Source organism: Mycolicibacterium grossiae (assembly GCF_008329645.1).
In the GTDB taxonomy this organism is placed as follows: domain Bacteria; phylum Actinomycetota; class Actinomycetes; order Mycobacteriales; family Mycobacteriaceae; genus Mycobacterium; species Mycobacterium grossiae.
The window spans coordinates 3,636,208-3,660,791 of the sequence record NZ_CP043474.1 but is presented as its reverse complement, the minus strand read 5'-3'; the positions used below and the strand labels follow the sequence as shown (position 1 = coordinate 3,660,791).

Below are 24,584 nucleotides of genomic sequence, written 5' to 3'. Positions count from 1 at the left end.
ATGACCACGCTCAACGGACCGCAGACGACCGGCCGTACGTACCGAAACCTCAGCGAGCCGCGCCACGGCATCGACCACGTCCTCGACGTCGCCGTGCCGATGCGGGACGGCATCACGTTGCGCGCCGACGTTCACCGCCCCACCGAGGACGGCCGCTTCCCGGTGCTCGTCGCCGCGTCGCCCTACCCCCGCCAGATACAGGACCTCGGTGCGCCGATGGGCTTCATCGAGGCGGGCGACACCCGGTTCTGGGTGTCCCGCGGCTACGTCCACGTCATCGCGAACCTCCGCGGCACCGGCGGCTCGGGCGGCGAGTTCGGCTTCTTCGACGCCGTCGAGCGCCGAGACATGCACGATCTGGTCGAGTGGGCAGCTGCCCAACCGTGGTGCGACGGCAACGTCGGCATGATCGGGATCAGTTACTTCGCGATGACGCAGCTGGAGGCGGCCGTCGAGCGGCCTCCGCACCTGCGGGCGATCTTCCCGCTCGCGGTGACCGCGGACCTCTTCGAGGCCTCGTCGCACCACGGCCTGGTCAGCGCCTCGTTCGTGACGCCGTTCCTGTCGATGATGGGCCTCGTGGCCGGGCGCGGGAATCGTTTCTGGCGCAGCACCGCGCTGCGCCTCGCTCGCCGGGTGCTGCACCTTCCACCGCTGCACCGCCGCTTCGGCACCATGAATGGCGAGGCGGCGGTGACGACCATGCACCAGCTGCTCAAGCTGCCGCACGACCCACATCCCTGGGACGACCTGTGGCACGCCGTCACCGTCGAGCATCCGGTGCGCGACGCATGGTGGGACGAGCGCGATCTGGTGCCGCTGCTGCGCGACGTCGACGTCCCGGTCTATCTCGGGTGCGACTGGCAGAACGTGCCGCTACACCTCCCTTCGACCTTCGTTGCGTGGAAGGCGTTGGCGCACAACCCGAACGTGCGTCTCGGGATGCTCGGCGAGTACGGGCTGACGTGGCCGTGGGAGAGTTTGCACGTCGAGGCGCTGGCCTGGTACGACCACTGGCTCAAGGGTCGCGACACCGGCATCCTCGACGGCGACCCGGTTCGCTACGCCCTGCCGGGTACCGACGGATGGCGTTCGAGCGCCACCTGGCCGCCGACCACGGCTCATCGGGAATTGGCCCTGCGCGCCGATGGCCTACTCGCCGACACCGAGGGAGAGCCGGGCGCCCGGACGTTCCTGACGCTGGGGGCGGGGCTGGGTCGCGCCCGGCCGAGCGCCATCGACCCGCCGTCGCACCTCAGCTGGACCACCGAGGCGTTCGTCGAACCCTTCGACCTCGTCGGAGAGATCGAACTGCGCCTCGTCGCAGCCGCCACCGCCGCCGACACCGCTTGGATCGCCACGCTTCGCCACGTCGCTGCCGATGGCACGGAGTCCGACGTGACGTCGGGGTGGTTGCGCGCAAGCTTGCGCGAGGTGGACGAGAGCGTCAGCACCCCCGGCGCACCGGTCCTGCGCTGCCGCGTCGCGACGGCGGTACCGATCGGTGAGGACGTCGAGTACCGCATCCCCCTCGTGCCGAACGCCCGTCACGTCGCCGCCGGCGACCGCCTACGGCTCGTCCTGGCCGGCGACGACCAGGACCCGTCGGTGCCGGCGATCATGAACTTTCGGCACGCCACGGTCGGGACCAGCAGTCGCAATACGGTCCGGTCGTCTTCGCGCCTGTTGGTGCCGATCCTCACCGAGAGGTCAGGGAGTCGACGAACAGCTGGTGCACCCGGCGGTCACCGGTGACCTCGGGGTGGAATGCCGTCGCGACGACGCGGCCCTGGCGCACCGCGACCGGGTGACCCGCGGCCCGCGCCAGCACCTCGACGCCGTCGCCGACCCGCTCGACCCACGGCGCGCGGATGAAGACCGCGTGCACGGTGCCGTCGAGCCCGGTGAAGTCGATGTCGTCCTCGAACGAGTCGACCTGGCGACCGAACGCGTTGCGTCGCACCGTGATGTCGAGCCCGCCGAGCGGCAGCGCCTCGCGGCCCGGCACGCCCGCGTCCACGATCTCGCCGGCCAGCAGGATCATCCCGGCGCACGACCCGTAGGCCGGCATGCCGTCGGCCAGGCGGGCGCGCAGCGGCTCCAACAGGTCCAGCTCGCGCAGCAGGTGGCTCATCGTGGTGGACTCCCCGCCCGGGATCACCAGCGCGTCGACGGCGTCGAGTTCCTCTCGGCGGCGGACCGTGCACGCGTCGGCGCCGGCCTCGCGCAGGGCGGCGAGGTGTTCGCGGGTGTCGCCCTGCAGCGCGAGGACGCCGACCCGGGGCGGCTTCACGACCGCGACGGGGTGAAGTCGCGCTGGTAGCGGGTCAGCCCCTCCTGCATGACCGCCGCCACCATCTCGCCGTACTGGTTGAACAGCTTGCCCTGGGTCAGCGCGCGGCCGCCGCACGCCGACGGCGAGGACTGGTCGTACAGCATCCATTCGTCGGCGCGGAACGGGCGCATGAACCACATGGCGTGGTCCAGCGACGCCACCATCAGGTGCTTGCGTTCCTCGATGTGATTGACCTGCGCCGAGCCCAGCAGCGTCAGGTCGCTGAGGTACGCCAGCGCGCAGATGTGCAGCACCGGGTCGTCGGGCAGCGGGTCGCGGTGCCGGAACCAGACCTGCTGCTGGCTGGCCTTGCCGGGCAGCCGCTGCAGCTGGTCGCGCGGCACGATGCGCACGTCCCACTCGTCGAACTGGCGGAAGCTCGCATCGTCGAAGACCTTGCTCGCCGACTTGAAGTCGGGGATGTCGTCGGGCGGCGGCGCCGCGGGCATCGCGTCTTGGTGCTCGATGCCGCTCTGGTCGGTCTGGAAGGACGCCGACATCGAGAAGATCGTCTCGCCGTGCTGGATCGCGCTCACCCGACGCGTGCAGAACGAGCCGCCGTCGCGGATGCGCTCGACGGTGTACACCGACGGCGACCGCGCGTCACCGCCCTTGAGGAAGTACCCGTGCAGCGAGTGCACCTGGAACCGGGGATCGACGGTGCGCACCGCGGACACCAGCGCCTGCCCGGCGACGTGGCCGCCGAACGTGCGCTGGAGGAACCCCGATTCCGGGCTGAACACACCGCCGCGATAGATGTTGACCTCGATCTGCTCCAGGTCGAGGATCTCTTCGATCGCCATGGGTCTAGATGTCTACCAGCTACCTACCAGCCGCGTTCGGCGAGGCGGTGCGGCACGGGGATGTCGTCGACGTTGATGCCGACCATCGCCTCGCCCAGACCGCGCGACACCTTGGCCAGCACGTCGGGATCGTCGTAGAACGTCGTGGCCTTGACGATTGCCGCCGCGCGCTCGGCGGGATTGCCCGACTTGAAGATCCCGGAGCCGACGAACACGCCCTCGGCGCCGAGCTGCATCATCATCGCCGCGTCGGCGGGGGTGGCGATGCCGCCCGCGGTGAACAGCGTGACGGGCAGCTTGCCGGCGCGCGCGACCTCGACGACGAGGTCGTAGGGCGCCTGCAGCTCCTTGGCCGCGACGAACAGCTCGTCGTCGCTCAGCGTCGTCAGCCGGCGGATCTCGCCGCCGATCTTGCGCATGTGCGTGGTGGCGTTCGAGACGTCGCCGGTGCCGGCCTCGCCCTTGGAGCGGATCATCGCCGCGCCCTCGGTGAGGCGGCGCAGCGCCTCGCCGAGATTCGTTGCGCCGCAGACGAACGGCACGGTGAAGCGCCACTTGTCGATGTGGTTGGAGTAGTCGGCGGGGGTCAGCACCTCGGACTCGTCGACGTAGTCCACGCCGAGGCTCTGCAGGATCTGCGCCTCGACGAAGTGCCCGATGCGCGCCTTGGCCATCACCGGGATGGTGACGGCGTCGATGATGCCCTCGATCATGTCGGGGTCGCTCATCCGCGACACGCCGCCCTGGGCGCGGATGTCGGCGGGGACGCGCTCGAGCGCCATCACCGCCACCGCGCCGGCGCCCTCGGCGATGCGCGCCTGCTCGGGCGTGACGACGTCCATGATGACGCCGCCCTTGAGCATCTCGGCCATGCCGCGCTTGACGCGCGCGGTCCCGGTCCGACCGTTGTTCTCCGCGCTTTCCACCGTTATCTCCTCCAAAGACGTACCGATCCAGTTTAAGGGCCGGTCCAAATCGAATCGTTCCGCAGCTGGTCCGCGGATCGACGCCCGAATCAGTGAATGGACTCCCACTCACCCGCCGGTAGTGCGGCGGTACCTCCTGCCAGCTCGTTCGCCTCGGCGAGCCGGTCGGCCAGCTGGGTGGGATACACCCGCTCCCCGCCGGCCACCAGCGAGCGGATGACGTCTTCGTCACACCACCGGTGTCCGAGGATGTAGCGGCGTTCCAGCGCGGTGTGGCCGGTGGTGACCGGCTCGAAGCGGGCCGTGCGGTGCACGAAGAACAACTCCTCGCTGCGCACCACCGAACCGTTGAAGTCGATGACGGCGTCGCGCCGCCACACCGGCCCGATGAGGTCGGCGGGGTCGACGCGCAGCCCGGTCTCCTCGGCGACTTCGCGGGCCGCGGCGTCGGCCAGGTCCTCCCCCGGCTGCACCGCGCCGCCCACCGTGAACCACCACCGCGGCGCGGTGCCGGTCTCGATCGCCGGGTCCGAGCCGCGGAACAGCAGCACGCAGCCCTGCTCGTCGAGCAGGACGACGCGTGCGGAGGTGCGCTTGCCGACCTGGGCGACGACGGTGCGGGTGGCCCGCTCGGCGATCTCGAAGTACGTCGGCATCGCCGCGGTGCCGCCGAGGTGCAGCAGCCGCACCAGCGGCCGCTCGCGCAGGGCCAGCGTGTCGCGCACCGCGTCGTTGTGGAAGCGGCGCGCGAGCAGGACGCGGGCCTCGGCGTCGGCGAGTTCCGCGACGAGCGCCAGCGGCAGCGACGCCGGGTCGACGCGGGCGAGTGCGGCGGACAGTTCGTTCTCGGCGGTCTCGCGCGCCGCGCGCGGCGCCCGCTCGGCGGCGTCGGCGCACGCGGCGAGCCGCTGCCCGGCCGGGGTGGTGCCGTAGGCGTCGGTCGCCACCGCGCGCGCCACCACGGCGCGCCGGGCGAGTGCGCCGTCCAGAGCCTGCCAGCTCAGGTCGTAGCGGACGTGCAGGCGGTCCAGCCGGTGCGCGGTCTGCACCGCCCACACGCCGCCGACGAGGAGCACCGCCACCAGCAGCACACCGAGCGCCAGCAGCAGCCACCCGACGCTCATCGGCCCGTCCGCCGCGCGCCGTCGCGGCCGGCCGGGACCCCGGCCACGCGCACCTTCACCCCGGCACCGGCGACCGTCTCGTAGACCTGCATGATCTGCCGCGCGACCACCGACCAGTCGTACCGCCGCACCGCCGCGGTGGCCGCCGTGACGTAGCGGTCACGCAGGGCGTCGTCGCCGAGCACCTCGACCAGCGCCGCGCACAGCGCGCCGGCGTCGTCGACCGGGACCAGCCGGCCCGCGGTGCCGTCGACGAGTACGCGGCGGAACGCGTCCAGGTCGCTGGCCACCACCGGGGTGCCCGCGGCCATCGCCTCGACCAGCACGATGCCGAAGCTCTCGCCGCCGGTGTTCGGCGCGCAGTACACGTCGGCGCTGCGCAGCGCCGAGGCCTTCTCCGCGTCGTCGACCAGACCGAGGAAGCGCAGGTGCCCGGCCAGCGCGCCGGCGCGTTCGCGCAGTTCGGCCTCGCTGCCGCGCCCGACGACGAGCACCTCGACGTCACCGAAGGCGTCGACCAGCCCCGGCAGCGCGCCCAGCAGCACGGCCATCCCCTTGCGGGGTTCGTCGTAGCGGCCGAGGAACAGCACCGAGCGGCCCGGGCGGGGGTAGCCCGGCAGCAGCGGGGCGTCGGCGAACGACGCCACGTCGACGCCGTTGGGGATCTCCACCGCGTCCGAGCCCAGCGCCTCCATCTGCCACCGCCGCGCCAGATCCGACACCGCGATGCGGCCGACGATCTTCTCGTGGAAGGGCCGCAGGATGCCCTGAAAGACGCTGAGCGTCAACGACTTCGTGGTCGACGTGTGGAACGTCGCGACGATGGGCCCCTCGGCGGCCTGCAGGGCCAGCATCGACAGGCTGGGCGCATTGGGCTCGTGCAGGTGCAGCACGTCGAAGTCGCCGTCGGCGATCCACCTCTTCACCAACCGGTGGGTGACCGGGCCGAATCGCAACCGCGCGACCGACCCGTTGTACGGGATGGGGACGGCCTTGCCGCCGGACACGACGTAGTCGGGCAGCGTCACGGTCGGCGAGGACGGGGCGAGCACGCTCACCTCGTGCCCGTAGCCGCGCATCACCTCGGCGAGCTGCAGCACGTGCGCCTGCACGCCGCCCGGGACGTCGAACGAGTAGGGGCAGACCATCCCGATCCGCATCAGCGCCCGCCTTCGGGCCCCACCCCGCGCTCCAGCCGGCGGCGGCGTTCGGCGGACAGGTCGGCGACCCACTGCGGCTGCATCATGTGCCAGTCCGCCGGATGGGCGGCGATGTTGTGCGCAAAGCGGTCCGCCAGCGCGGCGGTGATCGCGGTGACGTCACCGGACGACGTGTCCAGCTCCGGCTCGATCAGCGTGCCCCAGCCGTCGCCGTCGAACCAGCAGTGCACCGGGTGCAGGGCGGCGCCGGTCGCCAGTGCCAGCTTCGCCGGGCCGGCCGGCAGCCGCGTCGCCTCGCCGAAGAAGTCGACCTCGACCCCGGACCGGGTGAGGTCGCGATCGGACATCAGGCACACCAGGCCGTTGCCCCGCAACCGTTCCGCGAGGACCTCGAACGGCGGCGGTCCGCCGGTGAGCGGCAGCACCTCGAAGCCGAGGCTCTCGCGGTAGGCGACGAACCGGTGGTAGAGCGACTCCGGCTTCAGCCGCTCGGCGACGGTGGCGAAGGAGCCGAACGTGTTGGTCAGCCACACACCGGCCATGTCCCAGTTGCCGCTGTGCGGCAGGGAGAGCACCATTCCGCGACCGCGGTCGAGCGCCGCCGCGACGTGCTCGGCGCCGACGACGCCGTCGTCGAGGCGCCGTGCGAGCGCCGCGTGATCCATCGACGGCAACCGAAACGCCTCGCGCCAGTACCGGGCGTAGGAGGCCAGCGACGCACGCAGCAGCGCGTCCGGCACGTCGTCGGGCGCCACGCCGACGACGCGGGCGAGGTTGCGCCGCAACTGGTCGGGGCCGCCACCGCGGGCGGCGTAGCGCGCCCCGGCGTCGAAGGCGTTGCGCGCGGCCACCTCCGGCAGCGCGCGCACCACCCGCCACCCGGCGGCGTAGCCAAGGTCGGTCAGCGTGCCGGCGAACGGCAGCCGCAGCCCCCGTCCGGACGCCGGCCCGGCGGGGACCGACTCGCCAGCTCCGGCGGTCACGACTCGCCCGTCTCCCCGGCCGACGGCGGCGCGGTGGACCGCAGCGGCTCCGCCGCCCCCGGCGACGTGCGCACCGAGTGCAGCCGCTGCCCCACCGTCACCAGGCTCGCGGCCGCCAACAGCCACATCGCCACGTCGATCAGCCACGGCGCGTGCAGGAAGCCGACCCCGGACAGGCCGGCGCCGGTCAGCACGATGATGAGCCGCTCCGGGCGCTCGATGATGCCGCCGTCGCCGCGCAGCCCGTTGGCCTCGGCCCGGGCCTTGATGTAGGAGATCACCTGGGAGGTGACCAGGCAGATCAGCGTCGCGACCACCAGCGGCGCGTCATGGTCGACGAACGCCGCCCACCACAGCAGCCCGCTGAAGATCGCGCCGTCGGCGATGCGGTCGCACGTCGCGTCGAGGACCCCGCCGAAGCGCGTGCCGTAGCCGCGTTCGCGCGCCATCGCCCCGTCGAGCATGTCGGCGAGCACGAAGACGAAGACGGTGAAGGCGCCCCACCACAGCTGCCCGATGGGGAACAGGGTGAGCGCCGCGAGAACACTGCCTGCGGTACCGAGGATCGTGATGCCGTCCGGGGTGAAGCCGAGTTTCAGCGCTCCCCGGGCGACGGGCGCGCTCAGCTTGGCGTACGCGGCGCGGGTCATCAGGTAGAAGTCGCTCACGGTTGGGCCGCCCAGGCGTTGGCGAGCAGCTGGCGGGTGTCGCGCAGCAGCTGCGGGATGACCTTGGCCCCACCGATGACGGTGATGAAGTTGGCGTCGCCGCCCCAGCGTGGCACGACGTGCATGTGCAGGTGCTCGGCCAGCGAACCGCCCGCCGACGTGCCGAGGTTCAGGCCGACGTTGAAACCGTGCGGCCGCGACACGCCCTTCATGACCCGGATCGCCTTCTGCGTGAACGCCATCAGCTCGTAGCTCTCCGCTTCGGTGAGGTTCTCCAGCTCGGCGACGCGCCGGTAGGGCACGACCATCAGATGGCCCGGGTTGTACGGGTACAGGTTGAGCACCGCGTAGACGTGCTCGCCGCGCGCGATCACCAGACCGTCCTCGTCGGACATCTTGGGGATGTCGGTGAACGGCTGGGTCGACTTCGCCGATCCCGTCTTGATGGTGTCGGCGATGTAGGACATCCGGTGCGGCGACCACAGCCGTTGCAGGTGGTCGGCGTCCCCCACGCCGGAGTCCACCACGGCATCGTCGGCGCCGCCGCTGTCCGTGCTCACGCTGACGTGGACACCTCGACGAGATCGGCGGTGGGCGCGGCGTTCTCGCGCCGGGCGATCCAGGCGGCGATCGCCTCGACGGCGTCGTCACGGGCGACACCGTTGATCTGGGTGCGGTCGCCGAACCGGAAGCTGACCGCGCCGTTCTCCACGTCCCGGTCACCGGCCAGCAGCATGAACGGCACCTTCTGGTTGGTCTGGTTGACGATCTTCTTCGCCATCCGGTCGTCACTGGCGTCGACCTCGGCGCGGATGCCGCGGGCACGCAACAGGGCCACCACCTCCTGCAGGTACTCGACGTGTCCCTCGGCGACCGGGATGCCGACCACCTGAACCGGTGCCAGCCATGCGGGGAACGCCCCGGCGTAGTGCTCGGTGAGGATGCCGAAGAAGCGCTCGATGGACCCGAACAGCGCGCGGTGGATCATCACGGGACGCTGGCGGCTGCCGTCGGCCGCGGTGTACTCCAGGTCGAAGCGCTCCGGGAAGTTGAAGTCCAACTGGATGGTCGACATCTGCCAGCTGCGGCCCAGCGCGTCGCGCGCCTGCACCGAGATCTTCGGGCCGTAGAACGCCGCGCCACCCGGGTCGGGCACCAGCTCCAGGCCGGACGCCGCGGCCACCTCGGCGAGCGTGGCCGTCGCCTCCTCCCAGATCTCGTCGGAGCCGACGAACTTCTTCGGGTCCTTCGTCGACAACTCGAGATAGAAGTCCTCGAGCCCGTAGTCGCCGAGCAGTTCGAGGATGAACCGCAGCAGCGAGGTCAGTTCGTCGCGCATCTGGTCCCGGGTACAGAAGATGTGCGCGTCGTCCATCGTGAGGCCGCGCACGCGGGTCAGTCCGTGCACCACGCCCGACTTCTCGTAGCGGTACACCGCACCGAATTCGAAGGCGCGCAACGGAAGTTCGCGGTAGGACCGCCCCCGCGCCCGGTAGATCAGGCAGTGCATGGGGCAGTTCATCGGCTTCAGGTAGTAGTCCTGGCCGGGCTTGCGGACCGAGCCGTCGGCGTTGAACTCCGCGTCGATGTGCATCGGGGGGAACATGCCGTCGGCGTACCAGTCGAGGTGGCCGGAGGTGTGGAACAGCTGCGCCTTGGTGATGTGCGGGGTGTTGACGAACTCGTAGCCCGCCTCGATGTGCTTGCGCCGCGAGTAGTCCTCGAGTTCGCGGCGCACGATCCCGCCCTTGGGGTGGAAGACCGGCAGGCCCGAACCGATCTCGTCGGGAAAGCTGAACAGGTCCAGCTCGGTGCCGAGCTTGCGGTGGTCGCGGCGCTGCGCCTCCTCGAGCAGCTCGAGGTGACGGTCGAGCGCCTCCTGGGACTCCCAGGCCGTCCCGTAGACGCGCTGCAGGCTGGCGTTGTCCTGGTCGCCGCGCCAGTACGCCGCCGAGCTGCGGGTGAGCTTGAACGCCGGAATGAACTTCGTCGTGGGAATGTGCGGCCCGCGGCACAGGTCGCCCCAGATGCGTTCGCGCGTGCGGGGATTGAGGTTGTCGTAGGCGGTCAGCTCGTCCCCGCCGACCTCCATGAGCTCGGGGTCGTCCGCGCCGGACTTGTCGTCGACGAGTTCGAGCTTGTACGGCTCATCGGCGAGTTCCTCGCGGGCCTCGTCCTTAGAGGCGTAGACGCGCCGGTCGAACAGCTGACCGTCCTTGATGATCTGCCGCATCCGCTTCTCGAGCTTCGCCAGATCCTCGGGCGTGAACGCCTGCGGCACGTCGAAGTCGTAGTAGAAGCCGTCGGTGATCGGGGGCCCGATGCCGAGCTTGGCCTCCGGGAACAGGTCCTGCACGGCCTGGGCGAGGACGTGCGCGGTGGAGTGCCGGATGACGCTGCGGCCGTCCTCGGTGTCCGCGGCGACCGGCGTCACCTCGACGTCGGCGTCGGGGGTCCAGGACAGGTCGCGCAGCCGGCCCTCGGCATCGCGGACGACGACGACGGCATCGGCGGCGCCGCGGCTCGGCAGGCCCGCCTCGCGCACCGCCGCGGCCGCGGTCGTCCCGGCAGCCACCCGGATCGGGGCTGCAAGGGCGGGGCTGGCGGCGGCGCTCATCGACGGTTCTCTTCTCCGTAGCAGGTGCTGGTGACCGCGACCATGCTATCGGTGCGCCCTGCTAGTCCCCGAGTCCGATCGGGCTGTTGAACCAGTTCGGGTTGAGGCCGACCAGTTCGGCGCCCCAGTCCAGTGCGCCGAGCAGCCACAGCGTCGCCGCGACGAAGAGCGCCGTCAGCACGCCACCCAGGATCTGGACGTAGCCGGGCTGGCGGTGAAACCAGTCCATCACCTTGTCGTAGCGCTCCTTGGCATACGCCAGGAGTTTGCGGGCCCAGTCGAACTCGGTGGCGAGGATGCCGAGGCCGATGAACACGATGGCCCATCCGGGTCCCGGGTACGGGATCGCCAGGATGCCGAGGCCGAAGACGAGCAGCCCGACGACACCCACCGCGATCCGGTAGAAGAACTCCAGGCGCGGCCGTTCGCGCAGCCGGTCGCGCCAGCGTCCCCAGCGCCGCTTGAGCAGCGACCACCTCGACGGCTGCTCGGTCGCCTCGTCGCCGCTCACGACTGTCCCGGCTTCAGCATGACGAACAGTGCCTCGGCTTCGGCGAGCACGTCGCCTCCCGCGGTCAGTCGCCCGGCGACGAAGATCTTGCGTCCCTCGATGCGGTCGATGCCGGCGTCGGCGTCGAGCGGCTCGTCGATCGGTGCGATGCGACGGTAGTTCACGTGCAGGTACGCCGTGCGCTGGCGGGTGCTCTCGCTGAGCTTGAAGGCGGTGAAGCCGAGCAGCGAGTCGAACAGGTGGGCCACGCATCCGCCGTGCACGGCGCCGTTGCGGCCGAGGTGAAACCGGCGAAATTCGACGGTTCCCGCGATGCGGCCATCCACGACGCGCAGGTCCTGCGGGATGGACAGGATGCTGCCGCGGTTGGGCAGGTCCATCCGCCGTCCCGACGGGGAGTGCCACTCGTCGGCGAGGTGAGGCGCCAGCAGGTCATTCGCGCGCTCGACGAGGTCGGCGGCCGCGGTGACGACGTCGTCGGGCGCGTCGGCGCCGCGGGTCAGGTCCTGCAGCGTCCGCACGGCGTCGACGAACCGCCCGTAGTCCGGTCCACCCCGCTCGGTCGGCACAGGCGGATTGAACCCACCCCCGACGTGCCCGTCGATTCTGGCGTCCACTTCGGCTCCCACCCGGCTACCGTATGCGCTCCCCCGCGCGGTGACGATGGCAAGGTGGGTGCGGTGCGCCTTTCCGACCTCGCCGACCTGCCGTTCAGCTACGCCGAGGTGGGCGCCACCAGGGGTGCGCTGCCCGAGGGATACCACCACGTCCGCGAATCCGCACGGATCGGACACGGCCGGGCGCGATTCGAGGAGGCGGGCGCCGCGGTGCTGCGCTGGGGCATGCTGCGCGGCGCCGGCGCGCGCGTGCGGGCCACCACGGACGTCGCCGAGGTCGGCGCAGAGGTCATCGTCGGCCTCGGTCCGGTGCAGGCGCCGTGCCGCGTGGTCTACGTGCTGGACGAGCCGAACCGGCGCGGTTACGCCTACGGGACGCTGCCCGGCCACGCCGAGACCGGGGAGGAGCTGTTCTGCGTGCGCTATGACCCCGCCGACGACGCCGTGTACGCCGAGGTGGTCGCCTTCTCCCGGCACGGCACCTGGTGGAGTCGGCTCGCCGGGCCGGTCACGTCGGTGATCCAGAAGGTGATGAGCCGGCGCTACGTCCGGGCGGTCTGAGCGGGACTCCTCGCGGACGGCGGCATCGAGATTGCGCCCACGGCTGCTGAATCAGGCAAATCACGACCCTGACCGCAATCTCGTCGCGACCACACCGCGAGATCCCGGGCTTGTCCCGCAGCACCGCGGGGTCGATGCTCGACGGGTGCGCGTCCACCACCTCAACTGCGGCTCCATGGACTCCCCGGGTGCGGCGATCGTCTGCCATGTTCTGCTCATCGAGACCGACGCCGGTCTGGTGCTCGTCGACACCGGGTTCGGGCTGCGCGACTGCGCGACGCCGACGCGGATCGGGCCGCTGCGGCCGCTGCTGCGTCCGCGGCTCGACCCGGACGAGACGGCGGCCCGGCAGGTGCAGCGCCTCGGCTACGACGTCGCCGACGTGCGGCACGTCGTCGTCACCCACTTCGACATCGACCACATCGGTGGCCTCGCCGACTTCCCCGACGCGCTCGTCCACGTCACCGCCGACGAGGTGACCGGAGCGGTCACGGCACCGACGCGCCGCGAGCGCTTCCGGTTCCGCAGCGCCCAGTGGTCGCACGGGCCGCGTCTGGTCACCCACGATGCCGCGGGCGAGCCGTGGCGCGGGTTCGCGGCCGCGAAGGAACTCACCGCGATCGCGCCGGGCATCGCCCTGGTGCCGCTGCCCGGTCACACCCGCGGGCACGCCTGCGTCGCGGTCGACGCCGGCGAGCGCTGGGTCCTGCACTGCGGCGACGCCTTCTACTACCGCGGCACCGTCGACGGGCGCACGCCGGTTCCGCTGAGCATCCGGCTGGCCGAGCAGGTCAGCGCGTTCGACCGCCGCCGAGTGCGCGACAACCACGCGCGGCTCGCCGAGCTGTACCACCGCGGCGACGACGATCTGCTCCTCGTCTCCGCGCACGACCCGACGCTGCTCGAGGAGGCCCGCGCGCTGCACGCCGGCGGCTGACGCCTCAGCGCAGGAAGGCCGCCAGGGCGGCGGCCACCTCGTCCGGCCGTTCCTCCTGCACGTAGTGTCCGGCGCCGGGGATCGCCGTCTCGGCGACCCGGTCGGCCACGCGGCGCAACGAGTCGGCGACCAGCGGATCACGGCCGCCGCCCGACAGAGCCAGCGTCGGCATGGCGAGCGGCGCGCCGGCGCCGGCAGCGTTGGCCGCGGAGTCGTCGTGCAGCGCGCGGTACTGCCCCAGGGCGGCCGTGAGGCGGCCGGGACGTGCGTACGACGCGGCGTAGACGTCGACGATGCCGCTGCGCGCCATGGTCTCGCTGCCGATGAAGCGGCCGAAGTACTCCCGCTCGCGACCGCTGATCAACGATTCCGGCGCCTCCGGCCGGCCGAAGAAGGCGAGATGCGGCAGACCTCCCGGGGAGTCGAGCAATCGGTCGAGTCCGAAACCGGGGAGCACCGCGCCCGACAGGACGAGGTGGCTGACCTCGCCGCGGTGCGAGCGCGCGTAGGCGTACGCCGCCCACCCTCCGGTGTCGTGTCCGACGACGGCCACCGGCGAGACACCCTCGGCTCGGACGACGGCGTGGACGGCGTCGGCCATGGCGTCGGCGTCGTAGCGCGGCGCGAACGACGAGCAGCCGACGCCCAGAAGGTCGGGGACGATGACCCGGTGCTCGGGCGCGAGGGACGCCATGACACCGCGCCACGTCTGCCACGTCTCCGGAAACCCGTGCAGGAGCACCACTGCCGGCCCGTGCCCACCGGTCACGGCGTACATCGTGGCGCCGTCGACCGCCACCTGGCGGCCGGTGAAGCCGGCGGGCGGTGCTCCGCACTCCGACGGCGCCGCGTCGGTCGCCGTGCCGCACCCGTTCAGCAGCACTGCGGTGGCGACGAGCGCCGCGCATCGTTCAGCGCGGCGACGCATCGTCCGCCCGGCCCGCGGTGCGCCGGCGGGCGGCGAAAAAGCGCATGAGGTAAGCGATCCCGCTGACCGCGAAGAAGGCGAGGGTCAGCCACAGCCAACGTGCGGCGAACGGCTCCTGGGTCTGCCCCGTCGCCGCCTGATAGGCCGGTCTGCCCTGCGAGATGATGCCGGGCAGGAACAGCACGAAGGTCAGTGCGGCGGCCATGGCCGGCAGCCGGACGTGGTTCACCGCCGCCGGCCGCCGCCGCGGACGCCGGTCGACCGCCACCGCGAGGCGGTCCGCCAGGGCGTACACCGGGAAGGCGATCAGGTCGTGCGCGATGACGGCGACGACGAACCACACGGCGATCGACTGCCACCACGACGCTGGGTTCCACAGCGCAGCCGGGCCCACGGTCACCAGGACGGCGACCGCCGCCGCGAACGCCGCGAGCATCAGGACGAGGTGCCCGGCGTGCGCGCCGTAGAACCGGGTCAGGCGCGAGGTCGTCACGTCGGCGCTCCGAAGTCGATGCCCGACACCCACTTGGTGTTGTGCACGCCCGGCAGGGCGGGGACGATGATGCGCGCCGGGTAGCCGTGGTCGATTGACAGGTCGACGCCGTTGACGCGCAACGCGAGCAGCGCGTCGGGATGGGTGACCTGGTTGCGCTGCAACGTCGCCCGGTTGAAGGCGCCGCGCCGCTCGAGGGACGTGACCAGCGTCGCCTCGGGTTCGGGCACGCCGGCGAGACGCGCGAGATCGGCCAGTCGCACGCCCGTCCAGGTCTCGGTCGTCGACCACCCCTCGACGCACGCGATGGGCAACCGCGCGGTGTGCTGCGGCATCGCCAGCAGCGCCGCCCGGTCCAGCACGACCGGCGCCGGCCCGCCGCGCACCGTCAACCGCCAGCGCGGGTCGGTGGCGTCGCCCGCGACGCCCGCCGCCAGGGCGGTCCGGTTGATCTGGAAGTCGTTGGGGCCCGGCCCGTGGTCGCGTCCGCGCGGGAGCAGCAGGGCGAGGTGCCGGGTGACACCGCCGAGCGTCTGCCCGGCGGTGAGGACCGCGACCAGCACCGCTCCCCCGCCGACCACCGCCAGGGCTCCGCGGCGGCTCATCGTGGGCGGATCCGGATCGGCGGCGACGAGTCCGTCGATGTCCGTCGGCTCGGGCGCGGTATCCGCGGTCCGGGTGCGCAGCACCTCCCGCCACGACATGGTCCGCAGCGAGGCCACCATCCGCGGGATCTTGAGCGTGACGTGCACGACGAACCCGATGATGAAGATCCACGCGCCCCAGTAGTGCGCGGTGTAGAAGCTGAACCCGAAGACGTAGTCGTACTGGATGTTGAGGACGCCGGTCACGATCTCGAAGAGGATGCCGCCGACGAGCATCAGCAGCGAAACACGTTCCAGCAGTTGAGCGATCGACCGGGCCGGCGGCCACGCGAACAGCCGCGGGATGACCGACCACAGCTTGGCCAGCACCACCGGGACCAAGACGAGGCCCAGACCGACGTGCAGTCCCTGGGTCAACCGGTACAGCCACGACGGGCTGGCCGGCCACTCGAAGATCGGCAGCCGGAACCACCCGACGTCGGCGGGGATGGCTTGACCGAACCGGGGCCCGTAGGCGATCCAGGACAGCAGGCCGGTCAGGATGACGATCGGCAGCGTCACGAGCAGCACCAGACCGAGCACGGAGGTGAACCACGGACCTCGCAGCGGACTGCGCCACCGGATGCGCGGTGCCCGACGCCGCACGTCGGCCTTCGGCGCCTCGCCACGGTCGTCCACGTCGTCCCCTCGATCCTCGGCCCCCACCGACTGTAGAGCCGCGGGCGCCGGTTTCGCCGATCGTGGCCCGGGAAGCGGCCCATGACGAAAGACTGACGGGCACCGCATCGTCGCATTCGGGTCGAGACCCACGAAGGAGCCGCATGGATCCCGCCGCCACGCTCGTCGAGATCGAGGCGATCAAACAGCTCAAGGCGCGCTACTGCCGGTTCCTCGACGCCAAGGACTGGACGGCCTGGCGGGCCCTGTTCACCGACGACTTCATCAGCGACACCAGCCGGGCGGGCGGCGTCGTGATCACCGGCGCCGACGAGTTCGTCGCGTTCCTGCGCTCGACGCTGGGCTCGCCGAGCAAGCCGACGGTGCACCAGGTCCACGCCCCCGAGATCGAGGTGACGTCGCCGACTACGGCGCGTGGCGTGTGGGCGCTGCAGGACGTCGTGCGGCTGGGCCCGGGCCTGAACCTCGCCGGCTACGGGCACTACCACGAGACCTACGTCAAGATCGACGGTGAGTGGCGGATCAAGACGTCGGCACTCACCCGGCTGCGCGAGGACCTGTTCAACGCCGTGCTGTCGGTACGGATCACCGACCGGATGCGCCGTGCGGGCAGCGTCCTGGCGCGGCGCATGGCCGGGTAGCGCAGCCGGCCCGTCACACCGGGATCGTGGTGCCCGTCTCGCGCTCGGCGAAGGCGACGATCCGGGCCGCCAGCTCGTAGTCGCAGGCCACCGCGGACCGCCCCACCAGCACGGGGCCGCCGCGCAGCCCGAACGCGCCGTCGATGCCGACGTAGCTACCGGGCGGGATGGGTTCGGACAGGCAGTACAGCGTCGGCGCCGCGCCGGCGTCGAGGTCGTTGGCCAGCAGTCCCCCGACGGCCTGCACGCCGCGGTGGAACAGGGACATCAGCGGGGCGTCGGACACGTTGGACAGGTTGGAGGCGACCCAGCCCGGATGGGTCAGCTGTGCCACCACCGGCGACCCCGCGGCCCGCAGCCGGCGGTCGAGTTCCAGTCCCCACAGCATGACGGCGAGCTTGGACCGCGAGTAGGCGCCCATCGCGTTCCACCGGGTGTGGCGCAGGTGCATGTCGTCGAGCCGCAGCGTCGCCGACTTGTGGGCGTCGGAACCCACGTTGACGATCGTCGCGCGGACCCTCGGCAGCAGGAGGTTGGTCAGCGCGAACGGGCCCAGGAGGTTGGTGCCGATCGTCATCTCGAACCCGTCGACGGTGTCGCGGTGATGCTGACTGACCGCGCCGGCGTTGTTGACCAGGACGTCGACGTCGCCGTCGAGGGCGTCGGGGAACGCCCGCACCGAGGACAGGTCGGCGAGGTCGAGGCGGATGACCGACGTCGATCCGCCGATCTCGGCCGCGCGCTGAGCGCCCAACTCGGTGTTGCGCACCGCCAGGATGACGTGCGCGCCTGCCGCGGCCAGGGCGCGAGCGGTGCCGAGCCCCACGCCGTTGGTCGCGCCGGTCACGATGATGCGCTGTCCGGACAGGTCGCCGAGCCGGTCGGGCGTCCACTTCGTCGTCACGGAGGTGACCCTACCGACGGTCGACGTCGGTTCCGGTGACACCGGTGTGGACACGTGGGGTCAGGACAGTCGGTCCCACAGCTGCTCGGTGGCCGCCTCGAGGACCGCGCCGCCGTGGATGCGCTGGAGGTTGCGGCCGCCACGGGCGAAGGTGGCCAGCACCGCCGCGGGGACCTCGGCGGCCCCGACGGTCGCATCACGCCAGTGACACGGCCGGACGTGGACGAGATCGACCGCCTCGGCCTCGCGGGCCGCGTCGTAGCGCCACGGTCCGGTCAACCGGCCCAGCCGGAACCCGCCGTCGGCGTCACGGGTCCACGCGAAGGAGCCATGCGGCGCGTCGGCGAACCGCGCGATGCGGCGGGCCAGGCGCTCGTCGTGCTGCGCTGCGGCCGACCACACGGCCGCCTCGAGGTCCAGCGGTGGCGGGTCGAGTCGGCCGCCGAACCCGCAAAGGCCCAACCGCAGTGCGCGCCGCAAAGTATCACCCGGTGCGATGTCGTCGCGTCGGGATCGCAGCGGTGCACGGTAGACGGCCGGGCTCACGCCCGGGTGAGCGCGACCACCGGGATGACGCGCGAGGTGTTGCGCTCGTAGTCGGCGAAGCCCGGGTAGCGGCGGGCCTGCTCGGCGTACTTCTCGTCGCGCTCGGCGCGGTCGAGCACCGTGGCCACGGCATCGATCGTCTCGTCGCCCACCTCGACGCGCACACGCGGCTGCGCGGTGACGTTGAAGTACCAGCCGGGATGCTGATCGCGGCCCGCGTTGGAGGCGAAGATCAGGTAGCGATCCCCGTCGGGCAGGTACATCATGATGTTCTCCCGCGGTGCGCCGCTCTTGGCGCCGGTGCTGTGCAGGATCAGCAGCGGCGCGCCCTCGAACTGACCGCCCACCCGACCGTGGTTCGCCCGGAACTCGGCGATGTTGCGCGCGTTGAAGTCCTTCTCGTCGTCCGCCATCGGCTCACTGTAGTTCGCGGGGACCGGCGCTGCGCCGTGCGTCGAGCACCAGCATCGCCACGTGTAGCGAGGTGACGGACTCGGCATCGGAGAGGTCGACGCCGAGGATGCGTTCGATGGCCGCCAGCCGCGCGTAGAGCGCGGGCCTGCTGACGTGCAGGCGCGCCGCGAGCGCCGCCTTGTTGCCGCCGGAGCGCAGGTATTCGCGCAGCACCTCGAGGTGCGGGGGGTGGGCGGTGTCCGGCGCTGCCAGCAGCGCGTGCAGCTCGGTCTCGGCGAAACCCTGCACCCGCGGGTCGTCGCGCAGCAGCGACAGCAGGCCCCGCAATCGGATGTCGGAGGCGCGGAAGTAGTCGCGCGGCAACGTCATTCCCACCGCGACCTCCGCAACGTGCGCAGCGGCGGCCAAGGCGTGCACGGCGTCCACGACGTCGGTGGCCGCCGGTCCGACCGCGAGGACGGCGGGCAGGTCGTGCACGCGGCGGACCTCGCGGCGCACGTCCGCACCGAGCACCGACAGCAGCCGATCCTCGCCGCCGCGGTGCTGGGCGGGGGCGAGCACGACGGCCACCTCCCCGTCGCGGCGGATGGCGAACAGGCCGGTGTGCCCGGCCGCGTTCACGGTGTGCGCGACGGTGTCGAGCAGGCCCACGTTGCGCCGCTGCCGGGCCACCGGGTCGTCGGCGTCGGGCAGGTCGTCGGTCTTGACGACCAACGGGAGATAGCTTGCGGCGCTGCGCAATCCGAGGGCGTGCGCCCGCGCGGCGGCTTCGCGTCCGTCGGTGATGCGGCCCCGCGTGACGTCGTCGATGAGCCCGCTCTGCGCCTGCTGCTGCAGTCCGGAGCGGTCCCGCTCGATCATCCGGTGCAGCGCCAGCGCCGCCGCGGCGCGCTCCAGGACGCGCGTGGTCCGACCCTCGTCGACGGGCACGCGCGGCACCAGCAGCCGTCCCCACTCCTCGGTGCGGGGACCGACCGGCGTCAGCACCCAGCCGTCGTCGCCGCTGCCGCGCACCCGCCGCGACCGCGCCTCCCAGTCCTCGAGCACCGCGGCCGCCGACGGCCCCGTCGCGGAGGTGGCCAACACCCGGTGGGCGAGGTCCTCCAGCACCACCGGTTCGTCGAGCATCCGCGCGGCGGCGTCGACGATGCCGGCCACCGACGCCCGTTTCATGCTCAGTTCGGTGAACACCTCGTGCACGCGCCGGTCGAACGCCACCTCTTCGTACTGCTCGGCGACGATGCGCCGGTGCACCGCCTCGGTGACCTCGACGAATTTGATCTCGCGGTGCAGGACGATCAGAGCCAGCCGCAGGTTCCGGGCCAGGGCTGCCACCTCCGGCGGCACCGCGGGCAGCGCCGCGCCGAGTTCCACCATGACGCCCAGTGCACCCGCGTCGGCCAGCCCGCGCAGGTAGGCCTCCGGGGCCGTGCGCAGCGGCGCACCCGTGGTGAGGAGCAGTTCGCCGCCCTGCAGCAACGTCGAGAGGTCGGCGACGTCGCCGACGTGCACCCAGCGGATCTCCTCGTCCGCCCGTGCGTCGCTGAGCACCTCCGGGTCACCGCGTGCCACGACGGGCAGCGCCACGACGTCGGCGATGGTGGGCGGCACTGACGAAGTGTAAGCCGCAATGGCGAACGCGTTACGGATCGTCGGGGCGCACCGGCACCGGACGGTGTCAGGATCGCTGGCAGCACTGCCAGCACCGCGGCTGGTTCGGGTGTCCCCCATCCGAGGCTCCCCCATTCCGACACGACCAACCGAGGGCCTGCCATGAGCACGATCGAACACTGGATCAACAACGACGTCTTCGCCGGCACGTCCGGCTCCACGGCGCCGGTCACCAACCCGGCGACCGGCGAGGTCACCGGCGCGGTGGCGCTCGCGTCGGTCGAGGACGCCCGCGCGGTGATCGACGCCGCGGCCGCGGCGTACCCGGCGTGGCGCGACACGTCGCTCGCCAAGCGCACCCAGATCCTGTTCGCGTTCCGCGAGCTGCTCAACGCCCGCAAGGACGAGCTGGCAGCGATCATCACCAGCGAGCACGGCAAGGTGCTCTCCGACGCCCTCGGCGAGGTGTCCCGCGGCCAGGAGGTCGTCGAGTTCGCCTGCGGCATCCCGCATTTGCTCAAGGGCGGTTTCACCGAGAACGCCTCCACCAACGTCGACGCGTACTCGGTGCGCCAGTCCCTGGGCGTCGTGGGCATCATCTCGCCGTTCAACTTCCCGGCGATGGTGCCGATGTGGTTCTTCCCCATCGCCATCGCCACCGGCAACACCGTGGTGCTCAAGCCCTCGGAGAAGGACCCGTCGGCGTCGCTGTGGCTGGCGCGGCTGTGGGCCGAGGCCGGGCTGCCTGCCGGCGTGTTCAACGTCCTGCAGGGCGACAAGACCGCGGTCGACGAGCTGCTGACCAATCCCGCCGTGAAGTCGGTCAGCTTCGTGGGCTCGACCCCGATCGCCAAGTACGTCTACGCCACCGGTACCGCCCACGACAAGCGCGTACAGGCCCTCGGCGGCGCCAAGAACCACGCCGTGATCCTCCCCGACGCCGACCTCGATCTGGCCGCCGACGCCATGGTGAACGCGGGCTTCGGCTCGGCCGGCGAGCGCTGCATGGCCATCTCCGCCGCCGTGGCGGTCGGCCCGATCGCCGACGATCTGGTTGCCAAGATCGCCGAGCGGGCCGCCGGCATCAAGACCGGTGACGGTACGAAGGACTCCGACATGGGTCCGCTGGTCACCCAGGCGCACCGCGACAAGGTGGCCTCCTACGTCGACGCCGGCGAGGCCGACGGCGCCAAGGTGGTCCTCGACGGCCGCCAGGTGTCGGTGGAGGGCGCCGCCGACGGCTTCTGGCTCGGTCCCACCCTGCTCGACAACGTCACGACCGAGATGAGCGTCTACACCGACGAGATCTTCGGCCCGGTGCTCTCGGTGCTGCGCGTCGATACCTACGACGAGGCTCTCGAACTGGTCAACGCCAACCCCTACGGCAACGGCACGGCGATCTTCACCAACGACGGCGGCGCCGCGCGGCGCTTCCAGAACGAGGTGCAGGTCGGCATGGTCGGCATCAACGTGCCGATCCCGGTGCCCATGGCCTACTACAGCTTCGGCGGCTGGAAGGCCTCGCTGTTCGGCGACAGCCACGCCCACGGCATGGACGGCGTGCAGTTCTTCACCCGCCAGAAGGCCATCACCGCGCGCTGGCTCGACCCCAGCCACGGCGGCATCAACCTCGGGTTCCCGCAGAACCAGTGACCAGCCGCCGGGAGTACGGTGGTCGCGTTCCCCGAAGGCGTGACCACCGTGCGTCGGCGTTCGAATCGAAGGACTTCAGCCATGACTCTCACCAACGAGGCCGCCACCCTGCCGAACGGCCTGTCGGCCGACGCCGCGCGCGCCGAGGCCGCCCGCACCTACGAACTCGACCGTGCCCACGTCTTCCATTCCTGGTCGGCGCAGGCCGAGATCTCGCCGATGACCATCACGGCGTCGGAGGGGTGCTACGTCTGGGACGGCGACGGCAACCGACTGCTCGACTTCTCCTCGATGTTGGTGAACACCAACATCGGTCACCAGCACCCGAAGGTCGTCGCGGCGATCCAGGCGCAGGCCGCCAAGCTGTGCACGGTGGCGCCGCAGCATGCCAACGATGCCCGCTCCGAAGCCGCGCGCCTCATCGCCGAGCGCACGCCCGGTGATCTGAACAAGGTCTTCTTCACCAACGGCGGCGCCGACGCCGTCGAGCACGCGGTGCGCATGGCCCGCCTGCACACCGGGCGCTACAAGGTGCTCAGCCGCTACCGCTCCTACCACGGCGGCACCGAGACGGCGGTCAACCTGACCGGCGACCCGCGGCGCTGGCCCAACGACCACGGCAACGCCGGCATCGTGCACTTCTTCGGTCCGTTCCTGTACCGGTCGCGCTTCTACGCCACCACGGAGGCCGAGGAGACCGAACGCGCGCTCGACCACCTGCGCGAGACGGTCCGGATGGAGGGTCCGTCGACGATCGCCGCGATCATCCTCGAGTCGATCCCGGGCACCGCGGGCATCATGATCCCGCCGCCCGGGTACATCGCGGGCGTCCGCGCGCTGTGCGACGAGTACGGCATCGTGTTCATCGCCGACGAGGTGATGGCCGGGTTCGGCCGCAGCGGCAGGTGGTTCTCCATCGACCACTTCGACGTCGTGCCCGACCTGCTCACGTTCGCCAAGGGCGTCAACTCCGGTTACGTGCCGCTCGGCGGCGTCGCGATCAACGACGCGATCGCCGAGACGTTCGCCCACCGCGCCTACCCGGGCGGCCTGACCTATTCGGGTCACCCGCTGGCGACCGCGGCCGCGGTCGCCACGATCACGGCGATGGCCGAGGAGGGCATCGTCGAGAACGCAGCCCGCGTCGGGGCCGAGGTGATCGGCCCGCGACTGCGCGAGATCGAGGCCAAGCACGCGTGCGTCGGCGAGGTCCGCGGTGCCGGCGTGTTCTGGGCCGTCGAACTGGTCAAGGACAAGCAGACCCGGGAACCGTTGTCGCCGTACGGGTCGAGCAGCCCCGCGGTCAACGCGGTGATCGCCGCGTGCAAGCAGAACGGTCTGCTGCCGTTCGCGAACTTCAACCGGATCCACGTCGTGCCGCCGTGCATCGTCACCGACGAGCAGGCCCACGCCGGGCTGGACATCCTGGACGCCGCGCTCGACGCGGGCGACGCCGCTCTCTAGCCGGCCGGCTGATCGCCGGCGCCGGTCCAGCCGGCGGCGGTCAGCCGGTCCGTCACGCGGTCGAGGTCTCCCGTGGCCGCGCCGCGGTCGGGCAGACCGGTGAGCGCCGCCCGCAGGTCGACACCGGTCAGGGCGTTCAGCCCCCGGACCACCAGCTCGGTGGCGACGCGCTCGACGTCGTCCACCGACAGGTGCCGGCGCAGGACGGTGAGCAGCGCGAGATAGTCGACGCCGGGCACCACCCCGCCGGGGTAGGCCGCGCACACCGACGCGAGCGCCTCCACCGGGCTCATGGCCGACGAGCCGTCGCCGAGCGCCATGTCTAGGCCGGCACTTCGGTGGCGGCGCGGCGGTGGGCGACCGCCTTGGCGTCGGGGTGGTTGGCGAAGTCGTCGACCACGGTGTGCACGAAGCGCATCTTCTCCAGCACCGCCCGCGGCAGGACGAAGGGGTACAGGTCGTCCTTGCCCATCGACCGGTTGACCATGTTGAGTGCCCAGGCCAGCGGCAGCCAGGTGTCGATCAGCGTGTCGAACGCGCTCGGACCCAGGAGTTTCTGCTCGAACGTGGCGCTCGCCGGCGCGAAGCTGAAGGCCGCTGCGGTATCCAGCGTCGCCCGGATGTGCAGGTAGTGCGCGAACGTCTCCGCCCAGTCCTCGGCCGGGTGCATCGTGGCGTACGAGGACACGTAGTCACGCTGCCACTGTGCGGGCGGCCCCTCGTCGTAGTGTCGCTTCAGCGCAGCCTGGTAGTCGGTGTCCGGGTCGCCGAACAGCTCGGTGAAGCGTTCCAGGTGCGCCGGCGATCCACTCACCAGCCGGTAGAAGTAGTAGTGGCCGCTCTCGTGCCGGAAGTGGCCGAGCAGCGTCCGATACGGCTCGTCCATCGAGGCCCGCACCTGCTCGCGGTGCACGTCGTCGCCCTCGGCGAGATCCAACGTGATCAGCCCGCTCGCGTGGCCGGTGGTCACCGGCTGGTGCGTGCTCGACAGCAGGTCGAATGCCAGCCCGGTCTCCGGGTCCTCGTCGCGACCGGCGATCGGCAGCTTCAGCGCGTAGGCCTCGGCGACGAACCGCCGCTTGGCGTGCTCGGCCGCCGCGAACGCGACCAGACCGGCCTCATCGTCGTCCTGCGGGCGCGTCCGGGTCAGCACGCATGACGCGCACAGCGGCGTGGACGCGTCCTTGCGGACCAGCCAGTTGCACTCGGCGAGATGGCGATTCGCGCACAACTCGTATTCGCTCTCGGGCACCATGCCGGTGGGCTCGCTGTCCTCCGGCGGCGCGATCACCAGCAGCGCCATGTCCTGCAGCGAGAACCCCAACCGGCTCCGACACGACAGACACAGCGAATTCTCGAACGTCAGCCGCTGCCCGCAGTTCGGGCACGTGAAGTCGCGCATGGG

The 24,584-nt window shown here is 71.5% G+C and carries 26 protein-coding genes; 6 read left to right on the top strand and 20 right to left on the bottom strand.

Annotated elements, in window-relative coordinates:
* A complete protein-coding gene (locus tag FZ046_RS17700; RefSeq protein ID WP_070356041.1) occupies nucleotides 1-1,755 on the top strand; it encodes a CocE/NonD family hydrolase in 1,755 nt (584 codons plus the stop codon).
* Here FZ046_RS17700 and pdxT read toward each other — a convergent pair.
* The 11 genes from pdxT to FZ046_RS17645 form a co-directional block, all read right to left on the bottom strand.
* Entirely contained in the window at nucleotides 1,700-2,293 is a 594-nt protein-coding gene (gene pdxT, locus FZ046_RS17695; protein ID WP_070356029.1) for a pyridoxal 5'-phosphate synthase glutaminase subunit PdxT, read from the bottom strand. The genes FZ046_RS17700 and pdxT overlap by 56 nt on opposite strands.
* Nucleotides 2,290-3,138 (bottom strand): acyl-CoA thioesterase II, encoded by an 849-nt coding sequence (gene tesB / locus FZ046_RS17690; RefSeq protein ID WP_070356028.1) that lies wholly within the window; start codon nucleotides 3,136-3,138, stop codon nucleotides 2,290-2,292. The genes pdxT and tesB overlap by 4 nt, the downstream gene beginning before the upstream one ends.
* Before the next feature lie 23 nt (nucleotides 3,139-3,161).
* A complete protein-coding gene (gene pdxS, locus FZ046_RS17685; RefSeq protein ID WP_070356027.1) occupies nucleotides 3,162-4,064 on the bottom strand; it encodes a pyridoxal 5'-phosphate synthase lyase subunit PdxS in 903 nt (300 codons plus the stop codon).
* A gap of 89 nt (nucleotides 4,065-4,153) precedes the next feature.
* Nucleotides 4,154-5,188, bottom strand: a complete 1,035-nt coding sequence (locus FZ046_RS17680) for an NUDIX hydrolase (RefSeq protein ID WP_149484282.1) — start codon at nucleotides 5,186-5,188, stop codon at nucleotides 4,154-4,156.
* A complete protein-coding gene (locus FZ046_RS17675; protein ID WP_070351497.1) occupies nucleotides 5,185-6,348 on the bottom strand; it encodes a glycosyltransferase family 4 protein in 1,164 nt (387 codons plus the stop codon). Before FZ046_RS17675 ends, FZ046_RS17680 begins: the two co-directional genes overlap by 4 nt.
* Nucleotides 6,348-7,277 (bottom strand): phosphatidylinositol mannoside acyltransferase, encoded by a 930-nt coding sequence (locus tag FZ046_RS17670; RefSeq protein WP_246183061.1) that lies wholly within the window; start codon nucleotides 7,275-7,277, stop codon nucleotides 6,348-6,350. Before FZ046_RS17670 ends, FZ046_RS17675 begins: the two co-directional genes overlap by 1 nt.
* Before the next feature lie 50 nt (nucleotides 7,278-7,327).
* A complete protein-coding gene (pgsA, locus tag FZ046_RS17665) occupies nucleotides 7,328-7,999 on the bottom strand; it encodes a phosphatidylinositol phosphate synthase (protein WP_070351499.1) in 672 nt (223 codons plus the stop codon).
* Complete coding sequence (locus FZ046_RS17660; protein WP_070351500.1) at nucleotides 7,996-8,559, bottom strand: ATP adenylyltransferase; 564 nt, start codon at nucleotides 8,557-8,559, stop codon at nucleotides 7,996-7,998. Before FZ046_RS17660 ends, pgsA begins: the two co-directional genes overlap by 4 nt.
* The gene (gene thrS, locus FZ046_RS17655; protein WP_070351501.1) at nucleotides 8,556-10,616 is read right to left on the bottom strand and encodes a threonine--tRNA ligase; all 2,061 of its coding nucleotides are present in this window, start codon (nucleotides 10,614-10,616) and stop codon (nucleotides 8,556-8,558) included. The genes FZ046_RS17660 and thrS overlap by 4 nt, the downstream gene beginning before the upstream one ends.
* Before the next feature lie 61 nt (nucleotides 10,617-10,677).
* Nucleotides 10,678-11,127, bottom strand: coding sequence for a TIGR02611 family protein (locus FZ046_RS17650; protein ID WP_070351502.1), 450 nt, complete (start codon nucleotides 11,125-11,127; stop codon nucleotides 10,678-10,680).
* Nucleotides 11,124-11,732 carry a PaaI family thioesterase gene (locus FZ046_RS17645; RefSeq protein WP_149484365.1) on the bottom strand — a complete coding sequence of 203 codons (609 nt, stop codon included), beginning with the start codon at nucleotides 11,730-11,732 and terminating at the stop codon, nucleotides 11,124-11,126. The genes FZ046_RS17650 and FZ046_RS17645 overlap by 4 nt, the downstream gene beginning before the upstream one ends.
* 75 nt (nucleotides 11,733-11,807) lie before the next feature.
* Here FZ046_RS17645 and FZ046_RS17640 point away from each other — a divergent pair, with 75 nt between their 5' ends.
* Together FZ046_RS17640 and FZ046_RS17635 are read left to right on the top strand one after the other, a co-directional pair.
* Nucleotides 11,808-12,305 carry a DUF1990 domain-containing protein gene (locus FZ046_RS17640; protein ID WP_070351595.1) on the top strand — a complete coding sequence of 166 codons (498 nt, stop codon included), beginning with the start codon at nucleotides 11,808-11,810 and terminating at the stop codon, nucleotides 12,303-12,305.
* A 145-nt stretch (nucleotides 12,306-12,450) separates the two neighbouring features.
* On the top strand, nucleotides 12,451-13,242 hold the full coding sequence (locus FZ046_RS17635) for an MBL fold metallo-hydrolase (protein WP_070351503.1): 792 nt from the start codon (nucleotides 12,451-12,453) through the stop codon (nucleotides 13,240-13,242).
* A gap of 4 nt (nucleotides 13,243-13,246) precedes the next feature.
* Here the strand turns inward: FZ046_RS17635 and FZ046_RS17630 are convergent, their stop codons facing one another.
* Genes FZ046_RS17630 through FZ046_RS17620 form a run of 3 tightly spaced genes read right to left on the bottom strand, consistent with a single transcriptional unit; the run spans nucleotide 13,247 to nucleotide 15,946 of the window.
* Nucleotides 13,247-14,170, bottom strand: coding sequence for an alpha/beta fold hydrolase (locus tag FZ046_RS17630; RefSeq protein WP_083297985.1), 924 nt, complete (start codon nucleotides 14,168-14,170; stop codon nucleotides 13,247-13,249).
* Complete coding sequence (locus tag FZ046_RS17625) at nucleotides 14,154-14,606, bottom strand: hypothetical protein (RefSeq protein ID WP_070351598.1); 453 nt, start codon at nucleotides 14,604-14,606, stop codon at nucleotides 14,154-14,156. The genes FZ046_RS17630 and FZ046_RS17625 overlap by 17 nt, the downstream gene beginning before the upstream one ends.
* Before the next feature lie 53 nt (nucleotides 14,607-14,659).
* Nucleotides 14,660-15,946 carry a molybdopterin-dependent oxidoreductase gene (locus FZ046_RS17620; RefSeq protein ID WP_246182808.1) on the bottom strand — a complete coding sequence of 429 codons (1,287 nt, stop codon included), beginning with the start codon at nucleotides 15,944-15,946 and terminating at the stop codon, nucleotides 14,660-14,662.
* A 143-nt stretch (nucleotides 15,947-16,089) separates the two neighbouring features.
* Between FZ046_RS17620 and FZ046_RS17615 the strand changes: the two genes are divergently transcribed.
* Nucleotides 16,090-16,587 carry a nuclear transport factor 2 family protein gene (locus tag FZ046_RS17615; protein WP_070351504.1) on the top strand — a complete coding sequence of 166 codons (498 nt, stop codon included), beginning with the start codon at nucleotides 16,090-16,092 and terminating at the stop codon, nucleotides 16,585-16,587.
* Between the two features lie 13 nt (nucleotides 16,588-16,600).
* On the opposite strand, the gene FZ046_RS17610 is transcribed toward FZ046_RS17615, so the two are convergent.
* The 4 genes from FZ046_RS17610 to FZ046_RS17595 are packed head-to-tail and all read right to left on the bottom strand — an operon-like array spanning nucleotide 16,601 to nucleotide 20,062.
* On the bottom strand, nucleotides 16,601-17,491 hold the full coding sequence (locus tag FZ046_RS17610; protein WP_070351505.1) for an SDR family NAD(P)-dependent oxidoreductase: 891 nt from the start codon (nucleotides 17,489-17,491) through the stop codon (nucleotides 16,601-16,603).
* 60 nt (nucleotides 17,492-17,551) lie between these two features.
* Nucleotides 17,552-18,037, bottom strand: coding sequence for a GAF domain-containing protein (locus tag FZ046_RS17605; RefSeq protein WP_070351506.1), 486 nt, complete (start codon nucleotides 18,035-18,037; stop codon nucleotides 17,552-17,554).
* Complete coding sequence (locus tag FZ046_RS17600) at nucleotides 18,034-18,450, bottom strand: nitroreductase family deazaflavin-dependent oxidoreductase (RefSeq protein ID WP_070351507.1); 417 nt, start codon at nucleotides 18,448-18,450, stop codon at nucleotides 18,034-18,036. The genes FZ046_RS17605 and FZ046_RS17600 overlap by 4 nt, the downstream gene beginning before the upstream one ends.
* Before the next feature lie 4 nt (nucleotides 18,451-18,454).
* Nucleotides 18,455-20,062 carry a PucR family transcriptional regulator gene (locus FZ046_RS17595; protein WP_070351508.1) on the bottom strand — a complete coding sequence of 536 codons (1,608 nt, stop codon included), beginning with the start codon at nucleotides 20,060-20,062 and terminating at the stop codon, nucleotides 18,455-18,457.
* Between the two features lie 162 nt (nucleotides 20,063-20,224).
* On the opposite strand from FZ046_RS17595, the gene FZ046_RS17590 reads away from it, so the two are divergent.
* Entirely contained in the window at nucleotides 20,225-21,715 is a 1,491-nt protein-coding gene (locus FZ046_RS17590) for a CoA-acylating methylmalonate-semialdehyde dehydrogenase (protein ID WP_070351509.1), read from the top strand.
* A gap of 81 nt (nucleotides 21,716-21,796) precedes the next feature.
* Nucleotides 21,797-23,179 carry an aspartate aminotransferase family protein gene (locus FZ046_RS17585; protein ID WP_070351510.1) on the top strand — a complete coding sequence of 461 codons (1,383 nt, stop codon included), beginning with the start codon at nucleotides 21,797-21,799 and terminating at the stop codon, nucleotides 23,177-23,179.
* Here FZ046_RS17585 and FZ046_RS17580 read toward each other — a convergent pair.
* Nucleotides 23,176-23,499 carry a DUF3349 domain-containing protein gene (locus FZ046_RS17580; protein ID WP_083297987.1) on the bottom strand — a complete coding sequence of 108 codons (324 nt, stop codon included), beginning with the start codon at nucleotides 23,497-23,499 and terminating at the stop codon, nucleotides 23,176-23,178. The genes FZ046_RS17585 and FZ046_RS17580 overlap by 4 nt on opposite strands.
* A 2-nt stretch (nucleotides 23,500-23,501) precedes the next feature.
* Entirely contained in the window at nucleotides 23,502-24,581 is a 1,080-nt protein-coding gene (locus FZ046_RS17575; RefSeq protein ID WP_070351511.1) for a zinc-binding metallopeptidase family protein, read from the bottom strand.
* Nucleotides 24,582-24,584 lie beyond the last annotated feature (3 nt).

Excerpts from the sequence above, each read along its gene's own strand:
- FZ046_RS17600 (WP_070351507.1), bottom strand. The coding sequence starts at position 18,450 with ATGGCGGACGACGAGAAGGACTTCAACGCGCGCAACATCGCCGAGTTC.
- FZ046_RS17625 (WP_070351598.1), bottom strand. The coding sequence starts at position 14,606 with ATGCTCGCGGCGTTCGCGGCGGCGGTCGCCGTCCTGGTGACCGTGGGC.
- FZ046_RS17590 (WP_070351509.1), top strand. The coding sequence starts at position 20,225 with ATGAGCACGATCGAACACTGGATCAACAACGACGTCTTCGCCGGCACG.
- thrS (WP_070351501.1), bottom strand. The coding sequence starts at position 10,616 with ATGAGCGCCGCCGCCAGCCCCGCCCTTGCAGCCCCGATCCGGGTGGCT.
- FZ046_RS17615 (WP_070351504.1), top strand. The coding sequence starts at position 16,090 with ATGGATCCCGCCGCCACGCTCGTCGAGATCGAGGCGATCAAACAGCTC.
- FZ046_RS17575 (WP_070351511.1), bottom strand. The coding sequence starts at position 24,581 with ATGCGCGACTTCACGTGCCCGAACTGCGGGCAGCGGCTGACGTTCGAG.
- tesB (WP_070356028.1), bottom strand. The coding sequence starts at position 3,138 with ATGGCGATCGAAGAGATCCTCGACCTGGAGCAGATCGAGGTCAACATC.
- FZ046_RS17680 (WP_149484282.1), bottom strand. The coding sequence starts at position 5,188 with ATGAGCGTCGGGTGGCTGCTGCTGGCGCTCGGTGTGCTGCTGGTGGCG.
- FZ046_RS17700 (WP_070356041.1), top strand. The coding sequence starts at position 1 with ATGACCACGCTCAACGGACCGCAGACGACCGGCCGTACGTACCGAAAC.
- FZ046_RS17585 (WP_070351510.1), top strand. The coding sequence starts at position 21,797 with ATGACTCTCACCAACGAGGCCGCCACCCTGCCGAACGGCCTGTCGGCC.
- FZ046_RS17580 (WP_083297987.1), bottom strand. The coding sequence starts at position 23,499 with ATGGCGCTCGGCGACGGCTCGTCGGCCATGAGCCCGGTGGAGGCGCTC.
- FZ046_RS17675 (WP_070351497.1), bottom strand. The coding sequence starts at position 6,348 with ATGCGGATCGGGATGGTCTGCCCCTACTCGTTCGACGTCCCGGGCGGC.
- FZ046_RS17630 (WP_083297985.1), bottom strand. The coding sequence starts at position 14,170 with ATGCGTCGCCGCGCTGAACGATGCGCGGCGCTCGTCGCCACCGCAGTG.